This window comes from Amycolatopsis sp. MEPSY49 (assembly GCF_051337345.1).
In the GTDB taxonomy this organism is placed as follows: Bacteria; Actinomycetota; Actinomycetes; order Mycobacteriales; family Pseudonocardiaceae; genus Amycolatopsis.
In genome coordinates this window covers 20,206-32,036 of sequence record NZ_JBDLYJ010000002.1, presented here as the reverse complement: position 1 = coordinate 32,036, position 11,831 = coordinate 20,206, and the positions used below count along the sequence as shown (strand labels likewise).

Below are 11,831 nucleotides of genomic sequence, written 5' to 3'. Positions count from 1 at the left end.
CGCGGCCGCGCGCGCGACCGCGGAGTCCGGTGGGACGTGGGTGCCCCACATGGGGGATCAGGGACGCGGACCCCACCGTCAACCCCGGTCGAGCCCGCCCGCCGAATGGATCAGCCGCCACGTCCGGACGGCCCCACCACCCAGTCGGTGACCAGGCGTTTTCCCGGCAGCGCCCCCATGAACCCCTAGAAGGCCCCCATGCCGCGTCGGAATGCGGGCGCGGCACCCCCATGTAACCCACGTCACCCGCTGGCATGCTCGATCCCGTGATTCCCCCGCAGCCGAACCCGGCGACCACGACGCTCCCGCCCACCTGGTGGGCCGCGGCGCTGACCACGCAGGAACGCCGCCCCGGCGGCGCCCGTCCCGCGTGGGTCGACTTCGCCGAAGCCGCACTTTCACGTGAAAGTGCGACCCCGGGAGCCGCACTTTCACGTGAAAGTGCGGGGTCTGCGCACTGGCGCACCGCCTTCGCCGCGGTGTTCCGGCCCTTCACCGACGCGGCCCGCGCCGCGGTCGCCGGCGCCGCAGCGGCTTCGCCCGCCGTCGACGCCACCGCGATCGCCGACGGGTGCGCGACGCGGCTGGGGCACCAGCTCGCCGGGCTCGCCGCCCGCAGCCTGGTGCTGGAGCTGGGCCGGGCCCGCCGCGCGGGGATCCTGGCCGGGGACACCGGGGAAGAGCGGTTCGCCGACTTCGTGCGGCGGACCGGCACCCCGGCCGGGCTGACCGACTTGCTGCACCGCTACCCCGTGCTCGCCCGGCTCGCCGCGCAGGCGTCGCTGCAGGCGATCGCGGCCGTCACCGAGCTGCTCGGCCGCTTCGACGCCGACCGCGCCGCCCTCACCGCGTTCACCGGTCCGGAGCCCGGTCTGCTGGTGGAGATCAGCGGCGGGACCGGCGACGCGCACCAGCGCGGCCGCTCGGTCCGGGAGCTGCGGTTCGCCGGCGGCGCGCGGGTGATCTACAAGCCGCGTCCGCTCGACCTGCACGCCGCGTTCACCGGCCTGGTCGAGTGGCTCAACCCGCGCGTGCCCGGCCTCGAGCTGAGCACGGTGGACGTCCTGGTGCGCCCCGGCTACGGCTGGCTCCGCTTCGTCGAGCACCGGCCGTGCGCCGACCTCACCGAGGTCGACCGGTTCTACCGCCGCCAGGGCGTGCTGCTCGCCCTGCTGCACGCCCTCGACGGCACCGACGTGCACTTCGAGAACATCATCGCCGCCGGCGACCAGCCCGTCCTGATCGACATCGAGACGCTCTTCCAGCCGGTGCTGCCCGCCGACGCGGAGGACGTCGACCCCGCGGCCGAGCTGCTCGCCCGGTCGGTGCACCGGACCATGCTGCTGCCGCAGATGATCGTCGGCGAGCACGGCGCGGTCGACATCTCCGGCCTGGGCGGCGGCCGCGCGGCGGCCCCGGCGCTCACCCGCGTCGACTGGCTCGACGCCGGCACCGACCGGATGCGGCTGACCCGGGTGCCCGGCGGCGTCGGCACCGGCGTCAACCGGCCCACCCTCGGCGGCGTCGACGTCGAGCCCGCCGAGCACGGCGCCGCGCTGCTGGCCGGGTTCCGCGCCGGGTACGACGCCATCGCCGCCGGCGCCGGTGAGTTCGGGCCATTGCTCGACCGCTGCGCCGAGGCCGGCATCCGCGTCCTGGTCCGCCCGACCAGCTTCTACACGCGGCTGCTCGACGAGACCACGCACCCGTCGCTGCTGGCCGACGCCGCCGCGCGCGACGAGGCCTTCGGGCTGCTGCACGACGACAGCACCGACGACGTCCGCCGCGGCCTGGTCGCCGCCGAGCTGACCGACCTGTGGGCGGGCGACGTCCCGATGTTCACCGGCCGGGCCGGCACCACGGACCTCTGGGACGCCGAAGGCAATCGGCTGCCCGGGCTGCTGGCCGAACCGCCGCTCGTGTCGGTGCGCGCGAAGGTCGCCGGGATGACCACGATCGACCGCCGCGACCAGGAGTGGCTGATCTCCGCCGCGCTGGCCACCCGGCCCGCCGCCGAAACCCACACCGGCACCGGCGTCACCGATCCCGTCCTGCCGAGCAAGAGCCCCGAACCGGCGCACCTGCTCTCGGCCGCCTGCGGCATCGCCGACGCGATCGTCGCCCGCGCGGCCTCGGGCGGCGGCCGCGTCAACTGGGTCGGGCTGGAGCTCGTCGACGAGAAGTACTGGACCGTGCTGCCGATGGGCGCCGGGCTCGGCGAGGGCTACACCGGGGTCGCGCTGTTCCTGGCCCAGCTGGCCGAGCTGACCGGCATCGACCGCTACCGCGAACTGGCCGGGAAGGCGCTTTCCGGGCTGCCCGGGCTCGTCTCGGCGCTGGAGGCTGACCCGGACCTCGCCGCGGCGGCCGGTCCCGGCGGGCTGCTCGGGCTCGGCGGCGTCGCCTACGCGGCGGCCCGGCTTTCCCGGCTGCTCGACCGGCCCGACCTGCTCGACCTGACCGCCCGGACGGTCGCCGTGATGCCCGCGCCGACCCCCGAGACGTCTCCGCGGTACACCACCGGGCTCGCCGGCGGGCTCGTCGCCCTGCGCTCGGTGGCCGGCCAGACCGGGCTCTCCGGCGCCGCCCTGCTGGCCGACGCCTACGCGGCCGAGCTCGCCGTCCGCTCGATCGACCCCGACCTCGCCGACCCCGGGTTCGCGCACGGCGCGGCCGGCGTCGACTGGGCGCTGGCCGGGTACCCGCGCGAGACCGCGACTCTCCCGCCCGCGAAAACCGCCACCGGGCACGGCTGGTGCTCCGGGCTGGCCGGCCAGGTCCTCGCCTACGCCGGCGAACCCGCGCTGCTCGGCCTCGACGAGCAGGTCGCGGCGCTCGCGGGCCAGGACCCGCTGCGCGACCTGAGCCTCTGCCACGGCGAAACCGGCATCACCGACGTCCTCGGCTTCCTCGCCGAAGCCGGCCACGAGGGCGCCGCCGCCGCGGTCGCCACCCGCACCGGGCAGCTGCTCACCGCCGTCGAACAGGACGGCGCGCGCTGCGGCACGCCCGACGGCGTCGCCTCCCCCGGCCTGCTCACCGGCCTGGCCGGCATCGGCTACGGCCTGCTGCGCCTCGGCTTCGGCCGTCGCGTCCCCTCCGCGCTGCTGTTGCAGCCACCGACTCGCTGACCCGTCCCCGCCCCACCTCACGAGGAGAGAACGAACGATGCCCGAAACCACCGCCGAGACCGTCGAAGCCACCGTCGGTGCCCTGGTGCTCCCCCGCGCGAACCGCGCCGGTGCCCGCAACCAGGCGCTGGCCGGCACCCGGCCCCGGCTGTCCGGGATGACCCTCGAGACGCTCGGTGGCCCCACCGTCGTCACCAACGGCACCTTCGCCCTCTGACCTCCGTCCCTCCCCGACCTGCGACCGAAAGCGGAGAACACGCCATGAGCGAGCACGACTTCACCGGCACCGACAACCCCATCGGCGACCCCACCCTCCCGGCGCCGACCCGGACCGGCGCCCGCAACCGCGCCCTCGCCGGCCGGAGCGCGCGGCTGAGCCACCACGGCGCCGACACCCTCGACATCACCCCGGTCTTCACCGTCGGCATCGGTTTCGCCGAATAACCCCGTCCGGCCCAGCACTACCGAGAGTGGAGCCACCCGCATGACCGAGCACGACTTCGCCGGCACCGACAACCCGATCGGCGACTTGACCCTTCCCCGGACCTCCCGCACCGGCGCCCGCAACCACGCGCTGTCCGGCAAGGCCGCACGGGTCGGCCAGAACTCACTGACCACGATGGACATCACGGTCGTCACGGGCGGCTTCACCGAATAGTGAGACTGCCGGGCGTCGGTAATTCGACCTACGTCCGGAGGGCGCGCATCCGGTTATAGTGACCGCGATGGGCATCCGTTCGACGCGTCTCATCGGACGCGACAGGGAGCTCGGCGCCCTGTCCCAGGCTCTGGAGAAGGCCCGCACCGACCACGGTGGGGCCTTCTTCCTTGTCGGTGAAGGCGGGATCGGGAAGTCCCGGCTCGCCGCCGACATCGCCTCGCGGGCACTGGCGACCGGGCTCCCGGTGCTACGCGGACGGGCCAGCTCGATCGGCCCGATGGTGCCGTTCCGGCCCCTGGCCGAAGCCCTGCTGTCGCACTTCCGCGGCGGTCTGCCGCCCGCCGCCCCCGAACTCGACCCGCTCGTGCCGGTACTCGCCCGGCTCGTGCCCGACTGGTACCGCGGCGACCGCCCGCACGACAACGGGAACCTCCTGGTCCTGGCCGAAGCGGTGTTCCGGCTGCTGTCGGTCGCCGGCCGCGACGGCGGCTGCCTGATCGTGCTGGAGGACCTGCACAACGCCGACGCCGAGACGCTGTTCATCGTCGAGTACCTCGTCGACAACCTCGCGTCCAGCCGGGTGATGCTGATCGGCACCCTGCGCGGCGAACCGGGCGAGGCGCTGCGGCTGGCCTCGGCCGCCGCGCAGCGCTCGTCCAGCCACACCTTCGAACTGAGCCGGCTGGACGCCGAACGCACCCGCGAGTTCGCGGCCGCGTGCCTGGAGACCGACCCGGCCGCGGTGCCCGCCGCCGTCGCGAACCTGTTGTGGCAGAACAGCGAGGGCGTGCCGTTCGTCGTCGAGGAGCTGCTGCACGGCATGCTCGGCGACGGCCTGCTCGTCGGCGGGCCGGGCGGCTGGCAGGTCGTCGGCGAGCTGCAGGCGCGCGTGCCGGAGGCGCTGATCAGCAGCATCGCCGCCCGCGTCGACGCGCTCGGCGAGGACGGCGAAACGCTGCTGTCGGTGGCCGCCGTCCTGGGACGGCGGTTCCCGCTGTCGGTCGTGCAGGCGGTGACCGACATGGACGACCGCATGCTGCACAACCACATCAGCGCGAGCGTCGCCGCGCACCTGGTCACCACCGACGAAACCACCCCCGGCTGGTACGCCTTCCGGCATCCGCTGACCGCCGAGGCGCTGCTGGCCCGGCTCGTGCCGTCGACGAAGGCGAACCTGGCACGCCGGGCCGCCGACGCCGTCGAGCAGCTGCACCCCGGCCTGCCCGGCGAGCTGTGCGCGCTGGCCGCGGCGCTGCGGCTGACGGCGATGGACCACCCCGGCGCCGGGCGGCTGTTCGCCGAAGCCGGCCGCCGCGCGCTCGACGGCGGCGCGGCCGACACGGCGGTGACGATGCTGACCCGCGCCGTCGAGCTGCTGGCCACGGCGAGCCCCGACGACCGGGCCGACGCGCTGGAGTCCCTGCTGCACGCGCTGGGCCAGACCGGGCAGTTCGACCGGGCGGTGGAGTTCTCCGCGCGGTTCGCCGAGATCGGCAGCCTCGAGCGGGCGGTCGACCTGCACGTCCAGCTGGCGTGGGCGGCCTACATCGGCGGCCGCCACGACGAGTGCCTCAACCAGATCGAGCAGGCCCGCGCCCCGCTCGGCGGCGAGATGACCGAGGAGCAGAACGCGGCCCTCGACGCCGTCGAAGCGACGCTGTGGCTCGACATCCCCGGCCCGGCGCACACCGAGCGGGCCCGGAAGCTGGCCGAGCAGGCGTGGGAGGTCGCCGAGCGCGCCGGCGTGCCGTTCGTGTCGTGCCAGGCGCTGCAGGTGCTCGGCATGGTGGCGCTGGAGTCGGACCTGGCCGAGGCCGAGCGCTACCTGCAGCTCGCGCGGCGGCTGGCCGAACGCCACCAGCTGACGCACCTGCGCACCCAGGTGCTGGTCCGCCTCGGCGGGCACCGGATGCTCGCCGAGGGCGACATCCGGACGTTCGACCTGGCCCGCGCGGAGGCCCAGCGCACCGGCGCGATCACGCTGACCTGCGCGGTCGACGCGAGCCTCGCGGTGCACGCGGTGATGCGCGGCGAGTTCGCCCACGCCGACCGGATCCTCGACGAGAACCTCGCGGTGCTGGGCCGGCTCCGGCTGGTCGCGCTGCTGCAGTACACGCACATGACGCGCGCGATGGTGGCCGCCCACCAGGCGGACCGGCCGCGGATGGAGCGCGCGCTCGAGGACTTCCGCGCGGAGGGCGGCGCGACGGCGCAGGAGCTGGTGCTGAGCGTCGGGCTGGCCCAGGTGTTCTGCTCCCTGCTGGAGGAGGACGCCGAACGCGCCCGCCGCGAGCTGGCGCAGGTGCTGGCGCTGGAGGAGCGCCAGCCGAGCCGCTTCCACCTGGCCGGCCAGCACGGCCTGCGGTTGCTGATCGAGGCGCTCGACGGTTCCCCGCCACCCGACCGGCCCCCGGCGGCGGTGAGCGGAATGCGCTGGAACCGTCAGTTCGTGCTGCTGGGCGACGCGGTCCGCTACGGCCGCGCGGGTGCCGTCGACCAGGCCGACTCCGCCGTGGCGGCGGCGATCGAGGCGGCGGCCCCGTTCCCGGTGAGCAGGCACCTGGGCCTGCGCATGGTGGCCGAGTCCGCGGCGGCCGACGGCTGGGGCAACCCGGTGGCGTGGCTCAAGGAGGCCGAGGAGTTCTTCCACCAGGCGGAGGTGACGGCGGTGGCGAGCGCGTGCCGCGGGCTGCTGCGCAAGATCGGCGCCCCGGTCGGCCAGCGCCGCACAGGTTCGGACCGCCTCCCGGCGGAGCTGCGCTCGGCGGGCGTCACGGTCCGCGAGTACGAGGTGCTGCAGCTGCTGGCCGACAACATGGGCAACAAGGACATCGCCCGTCGGCTGCACATTTCGCCCCGCACGGTGGAAAAGCACGTGGCGAGCCTGATGGCGAAGTCCCATTTGGAGAACCGCAGCGCGTTGACCGAGTACGCGCGCAACACTCCACAGTAGACTCAGGAACCCAGGACGCTCAGCGGATCGGTGTGCGCCGGCGTCCGGCCGAGCTCGCGCTGTGCCTTGGCCGACGTCAGCCGCTGGTCGAGGGCGAACGCGTCGGCGATCGGGCCCATCCGCTCGCGGGCCTCGGCCAACGCGATCGAAGTGGTCTTCAGCCCGGCAGCCCGGGCACACGCTTCGGCGACCTCCTTGGCCGTCGGGTCGACTCCGCCGACCCCGAGGTACACCGAGCCCGCCGGAGCCGACAGCGCGGCCGCGTAGAGCCGGGCCAGGTCGTCGACGTGGATCAGCGCCCAGTGGTTGGCGCCGTCGCCGAGGTACGGGATCGCGCCGCTTTCCCTGCCCGGCTGGACGTAGAAGACGTCGATCAGGCGGTTGTCGCCGCCGTAGAGCAGGCCGGGCTGGACGACGACGGGCCGTCCGCCGTTCTTCGCGCGGGCCAGCACCGCGTCTTCGACGGCTTTGCGCCACGCGACGATGGCCGGCGGGTTCCACGGCGCGGTCTCGTCCTGGATGCCGTCGGTGTCGCCGTAGACCCAGCTGCCGCCGGTGTGCACGTAGGTGCCGCCGCCGACGCCGTCCAGCATGGCGGTCGCCGCGGCGAGGTCCTCGTCGCCGCTGACGGCTTGGGCCAGGTGGATCACGGCTTGCGCGCGGGCGGCGGCGTGGTTGAGCACGTCGAGGTCGGTCAGGCCACCGCGGACCGCGCTCGCCCCGGCGGCGGCCACGGCCTGCTCCGCGCGGTCGCTGCGGGGAGCGCCTCGACGGTGTGCCCCAGCCGCACCAGCTCGCGATCGTCGCGCGGCCGATGTAGCCCGATCCGCCGGTGAGGAAGACCTTCATCGCTGTCCTTTCGGTTGGGTGTCTGCGCTTTCCAGCGTGTCCCGCCGGGGTGGGACGCGTCCAAGACCCGTTGCGCGCGCTGTGATGCCCGCGCGGCGTCACGCGGACATGCGATGATCGGTGCGGAACCGGACAGGAATGGTGATCCACTGTGGACCTCGACCTGCGGAAGCTGCGGTACTTCGTCGCCGTGGCCGAAGAGCTGCACTTCGGGCGGGCCGCCGCGCGGCTGCACGTCGCCCAGCCCGCGCTGTCCCGGCAGATCCGCGCCCTCGAGGACGAGCTGAAGACCGCCCTCTTCGTGCGGGACCGCCGCAGCACCGTGCTCACCCCGGCCGGGGAGCAGCTCCTCGACGACGCGCGCGGCCTGCTGTCCGCGGCCGACGCGGTCCGGCGGCGGGTCACCGCGGCCGCCGAGCCCGTGCTCACCGTCGGGTTCATGCCCGGCATCGTCGTCACCCCGGCGGTGCGGATACTGGCCGAGCGGCAGCCGGACCTCGCCGTCCGGCTGCTGCGCACCAGCTGGCACGACCAGGTCGAGGTCCTGCACGACGGCCGCGTCGACGTCGGCGTCGTCCGGCTGCCCTTCGACCGGCGCGGGCTGACGGTGCGGCCGCTGTTCGAGGAACCGCGCGTCGTCACCGTGCCGGCCGGGCATCGCCTGGCGGGCAAGGAATCCGTCTCGGTCACCGAACTCGCCGACGAGCACCTGCTGCAGGACCCCGACGCCGTCCCGGAGTGGCGGGACATCGCCGTCGAACTGCGCGGCACCGACCGGGCCGAGGTCCCGCCGATCCACAGCGTCGAAGAGAAGCTGGAGCTGGTCGCGGCCGAGGCGGGGATCAGCATCATCCCGCGGTCGACCGCGGCGTTCTACACCCGGCCCGACGTGGTCGCCGTGCCGGTGGAGGACATCGCGCCGAACCGCGTGTGCCTGGCGTGGCTCGCCTCGCGGCGGTCGGCGCTGATCGACGCGTTCGTCGAAGCGGCCGCGAGCCTGGTGCCCCCGGAGGGCTGACCGGTCAAGCGCCCTCCACGGCACCCGGCGGCAGGAACTCGACGTCGTGCAAGGCCGAGAGCCGGACCACCTCGGCCGGGTCCGCGAGGTCGTGCAGCCGGTCGAACAGCTGCGCCAGCCGTCCGGCCGGGCTCACCCAGAACAGCCCGCGCGTGCTGCCTTCGCCGCGGTTGTAGTACGCGTGCGGGAGACCCCTCGGCATCCGCACGGTGTCGCCCGGCCCCGCGGTCTCCCACTGGCCGTCGAGGTACAGGGTGAACACTCCCTCCAGGACGTAGATGTGCTCGTCCTGGGTCGGGTGCACGTGCGGCGGCACGCCGGTGCCGGGCGGGTCGTACGTCTCGAACGCGAAGCTCGTTTCGCTCGCCGCCTTCAGGGAGTACCTGTGGCCGAGGACGTTCCACACCTTCCCCTCCCCGGCCGGGGTGATCCCCTTCGGCAGCGGGCCGAGCACGATTTCCTCGCCGGTCATGACATCTCCTCCTGGTGGGCCTCGGCCAGCCGCTCCTGGACGCGGGCGTGGCGGAACTGGTAGACGCCGCCGGCCTGCCGGAGCACGCCGCGGCGGTGGGCGTCGTCGAGGAAGTGCATCAGGCGCCACGGCAGGCGGCCCGTGGCCGCGAGCCAGATGTGGTGGACGAAGTAGTTGCCCCACGCCCGCGTCACCAGCACCGCCAAGCCGATTCCGCCGCCGAAGCACACGCCGGCCACGAACGGCAGCACCGGGTCCGTCGCCGCCGGGAACACCTGGCCGCCGGCGATCGCGCCCGCCAGGCCGTAGCACACCGCCGCGACGCCGCGGGCCATGAAGAACCCGAATGACGCGCCCGCCAGCCCGCCGGCGACGGCCAGCGCCAGGTCGTACCGGCCGCCCAGCACCGGCAGGAACCGCGTCTGGGCGGTGAACGCGAACGCCATCCCGTCGAACAACCCCAGCGTCACCAGGAAGGACACCGACAACGCGATCGCGCCGGTGCGTTCGTTGCGCAGGATCGTCCGGGGGCTGGACACGCGGCTCGCGTCGACCGGCTTGGCGAGCCACACGTGCACCGCGAACACCAGGCCGAACACCAGCGCCAGGAACACGACCAGGCCGGTGGCCAGCGACCAGCCCAAGCCGAGCAGCACCCCCACGACGGCCCCGATCGCGAACCGGCCGGCGAACTTCCGGGTGGCCCCGGCGAAGCGCACTTCGGTGCGCAACGGCTCGGGCGCACGCCCGAAGCGGTGGGTCAGGTAAGCGGCGCCGCCGAACGAGACGCCGTAGATCGCGGCCAGCGCCGGGCCGTCGTCGACCCAGCCGGTGACGACGAAGAACAGCGCGACCAGTGCCCCGACCAGACCGGACCGGGTCCGCGCCGGCACCGCCCGGTACAGCTGCCACCACGCCAGGTCGCGGCTGCGCGCCCGCTCGAGGTGCCGCGCCAGGAAGCCCAGCCAGCGCGTCGCCTGCGCCGCGGTGTACCGGCCGGACGGGCTCGTCTTCGGGTTCCGCCCCGGCGGCTGCGGCACCTGCGCGTAGGCGTTGGGGACGAACGAATCGAGCAGCTGCCCCTCGAGCGCCTCGGCGTCCGAAGCGCCGAGCAGCTCCGCGGGATCCGCGCCGGGACGGCCGTAACCGATCCGCGCGAGGTCGACCATCAACGGCGTCCGCAGCACCCGGGCCAGCGGTGCGCCCGGATCGCGGCGCAGCCGCTCGGCGACCGGGCCCCAGCGGTCCCGGCCGTCCCGCGCCGACAGGTACGTGATCGCCTCCTGCCGGGCGACCGGTTCGAGCCGCACGACCGTCGCGGCGCTCAGCACCGGGCCGGCTTCGCGCACGACCTGGTCGTACTCGGCGGAGCGGCACGTCAGCACGAGCGCGCGGCCCGCGCCCATGGTCTGGTCCAGCGCGTCGAGCGCCACGGCGCGCAGGTCGGCCGGCATCTCGTCGAGGCCGTCGAGCACCGGGAGGACGTGCCCGCCGAGGACGAGCCGGGTGGGGGCGTCGCGCCCGTACTCGCGGGCGTTGAGCAGCGCCGGGTGGTCGTCGGCGAGCCGGGCCGCGAGCCACCGGTCGAGGTGGTCACGCCGCGGATCCCACGACGCCAGCGAAAGCAGGACCGGCACCGGGCCGCCCGGCGCGCGGGCGCGCAGCAGCTCCAGCGTCAGCATCAGGGCGAGCACCGACTTCCCGGAACCCGGTTCGCCGAGGACGACCAGCTGCGGCACGGGCAACGCCCTGAACGTGTCCGCGATGTCGTCGAGATCGCCACGCGGTTTGCCCCGGAGTGCCGACCAGCGCAGGACGATCGGCTGTGGCCGGTGCAGCGACCGCAGCTCGGCTTCCGCGCGCCACTGCCACGTCACGGCTTCGGCCAGCTCGGTGACCGCGCGGTCGAAGGAATGGTGTTCCGGCGCCGGCTCCGGTTCGTCGGGGGTGGCTTCGGCGAGGATCTGCTCGTGCAGCCGTCGCAGCTCGGGGTTCGGGTCCACGCCGAGCTCGTCGGCCAGCCGCCGGCGCAGGCCGTGGAACAGCGTCGAGGCTTCGGCGTAGCGGCCCTCTTTCGCGAGGGCGCGCATCAGAAGCAGGTGGGACAGCTCGCGCATCGGGTGTTCGCCGCAGAACTCGGTCAGCTCGCGGACGACCTCGCCCGTTTCGCCGAGCCGCAGCCGCCATTCGGCGCAGAGTTCGACGGCGTCGGCGCGCTGCTCGTCGAGCACCGCGGCGCGGCCGGCCAACGTCGTCGTGCGCAGCCCGTCCAGCGCCGGGCCCCGCCACAACGCGAGCGCGGCCCGGATTTCTTCGACGGCGTCGACGAGTTTCGCCTGCCCGGCAAGCCCCCGCGCGGCGGCGACGTGCCGGCGGAAGCGCAGGGAGTCGAGATCGTCGGCGTCGGTCCGCAAGCGGTACCCGGGGCCGTCGGTGACGATCAGCGCGCCGGCCTCGCCGAGCCGGGACCGCAGCGCGGAAACGCAGTTCCGCACCTGCTTCACGGCGGTCGCGGGCGGCTCGTCCTCCCAGAGCGCGTCGATCATGCGCTCCACCGGGACGACGGAGTTCGGACTGAGCAGCAAAGCGGCGAGCGCGCGCTGCTGGCGCGGGCTCGCCAGGGTGACCCGATCCCCGGCCGCCCGCACCTCCAGCGTCCCGAGAATCCGGAACCTCATCGCATCCCCCCTCGTCCCCCAGGCTAGCGCCGCGCGCCCCGGCTCCGAAACACGCAGGTCGCGCCCCGG

General features: G+C 74.5%; 9 protein-coding genes. 6 read left to right on the top strand and 3 right to left on the bottom strand.

Annotated elements, in window-relative coordinates; genetic code table 11:
• The first annotated feature begins 254 nt into the window (after window positions 1-254).
• From ABFJ78_RS09220 to ABFJ78_RS09200, 5 genes are all read left to right on the top strand, one after another.
• Window positions 255-3,131, top strand: coding sequence for a type 2 lanthipeptide synthetase LanM family protein (locus ABFJ78_RS09220; RefSeq protein WP_436385455.1), 2,877 nt, complete (start codon window positions 255-257; stop codon window positions 3,129-3,131).
• Between the two features lie 37 nt (window positions 3,132-3,168).
• Window positions 3,169-3,348 (top strand): hypothetical protein, encoded by a 180-nt coding sequence (locus tag ABFJ78_RS09215; protein WP_372666079.1) that lies wholly within the window; start codon window positions 3,169-3,171, stop codon window positions 3,346-3,348.
• A 44-nt stretch (window positions 3,349-3,392) separates the two neighbouring features.
• Window positions 3,393-3,575: a hypothetical protein gene (locus ABFJ78_RS09210; RefSeq protein WP_436385454.1), complete on the top strand. Its 183-nt coding sequence runs from the start codon at window positions 3,393-3,395 to the stop codon at window positions 3,573-3,575.
• Between the two features lie 40 nt (window positions 3,576-3,615).
• Window positions 3,616-3,789, top strand: coding sequence for a hypothetical protein (locus ABFJ78_RS09205; protein WP_436385453.1), 174 nt, complete (start codon window positions 3,616-3,618; stop codon window positions 3,787-3,789).
• A 67-nt stretch (window positions 3,790-3,856) separates the two neighbouring features.
• Window positions 3,857-6,745, top strand: coding sequence for a helix-turn-helix transcriptional regulator (locus tag ABFJ78_RS09200; RefSeq protein ID WP_436385452.1), 2,889 nt, complete (start codon window positions 3,857-3,859; stop codon window positions 6,743-6,745).
• A 2-nt stretch (window positions 6,746-6,747) separates the two neighbouring features.
• Here ABFJ78_RS09200 and ABFJ78_RS09195 read toward each other — a convergent pair whose 3' ends face one another.
• Window positions 6,748-7,479, bottom strand: coding sequence for an NAD-dependent epimerase/dehydratase family protein (locus ABFJ78_RS09195; protein WP_436385451.1), 732 nt, complete (start codon window positions 7,477-7,479; stop codon window positions 6,748-6,750).
• 266 nt (window positions 7,480-7,745) lie between these two features.
• Between ABFJ78_RS09195 and ABFJ78_RS09190 the strand changes: the two genes are divergently transcribed.
• On the top strand, window positions 7,746-8,612 hold the full coding sequence (locus tag ABFJ78_RS09190; RefSeq protein ID WP_436385450.1) for a LysR family transcriptional regulator: 867 nt from the start codon (window positions 7,746-7,748) through the stop codon (window positions 8,610-8,612).
• Between the two features lie 4 nt (window positions 8,613-8,616).
• On the opposite strand, the gene ABFJ78_RS09185 is transcribed toward ABFJ78_RS09190, so the two are convergent.
• Window positions 8,617-9,084: a cupin domain-containing protein gene (locus ABFJ78_RS09185; RefSeq protein WP_436385449.1), complete on the bottom strand. Its 468-nt coding sequence runs from the start codon at window positions 9,082-9,084 to the stop codon at window positions 8,617-8,619.
• Window positions 9,081-11,762, bottom strand: coding sequence for a BTAD domain-containing putative transcriptional regulator (locus tag ABFJ78_RS09180; RefSeq protein ID WP_436385448.1), 2,682 nt, complete (start codon window positions 11,760-11,762; stop codon window positions 9,081-9,083). Before ABFJ78_RS09180 ends, ABFJ78_RS09185 begins: the two co-directional genes overlap by 4 nt.
• Window positions 11,763-11,831 lie beyond the last annotated feature (69 nt).

What these genes read in the sequence shown, in the direction of transcription:
- ABFJ78_RS09220 (WP_436385455.1), top strand. Translation starts at nt 255, where the DNA reads ATGCTCGATCCCGTGATTCCCCCGCAGCCGAACCCGGCGACCACGACG.
- ABFJ78_RS09215 (WP_372666079.1), top strand. Translation starts at nt 3,169, where the DNA reads ATGCCCGAAACCACCGCCGAGACCGTCGAAGCCACCGTCGGTGCCCTG.
- ABFJ78_RS09210 (WP_436385454.1), top strand. Translation starts at nt 3,393, where the DNA reads ATGAGCGAGCACGACTTCACCGGCACCGACAACCCCATCGGCGACCCC.
- ABFJ78_RS09205 (WP_436385453.1), top strand. Translation starts at nt 3,616, where the DNA reads ATGACCGAGCACGACTTCGCCGGCACCGACAACCCGATCGGCGACTTG.
- ABFJ78_RS09200 (WP_436385452.1), top strand. Translation starts at nt 3,857, where the DNA reads ATGGGCATCCGTTCGACGCGTCTCATCGGACGCGACAGGGAGCTCGGC.
- ABFJ78_RS09185 (WP_436385449.1), bottom strand. Translation starts at nt 9,084, where the DNA reads ATGACCGGCGAGGAAATCGTGCTCGGCCCGCTGCCGAAGGGGATCACC.
- ABFJ78_RS09180 (WP_436385448.1), bottom strand. Translation starts at nt 11,762, where the DNA reads ATGAGGTTCCGGATTCTCGGGACGCTGGAGGTGCGGGCGGCCGGGGAT.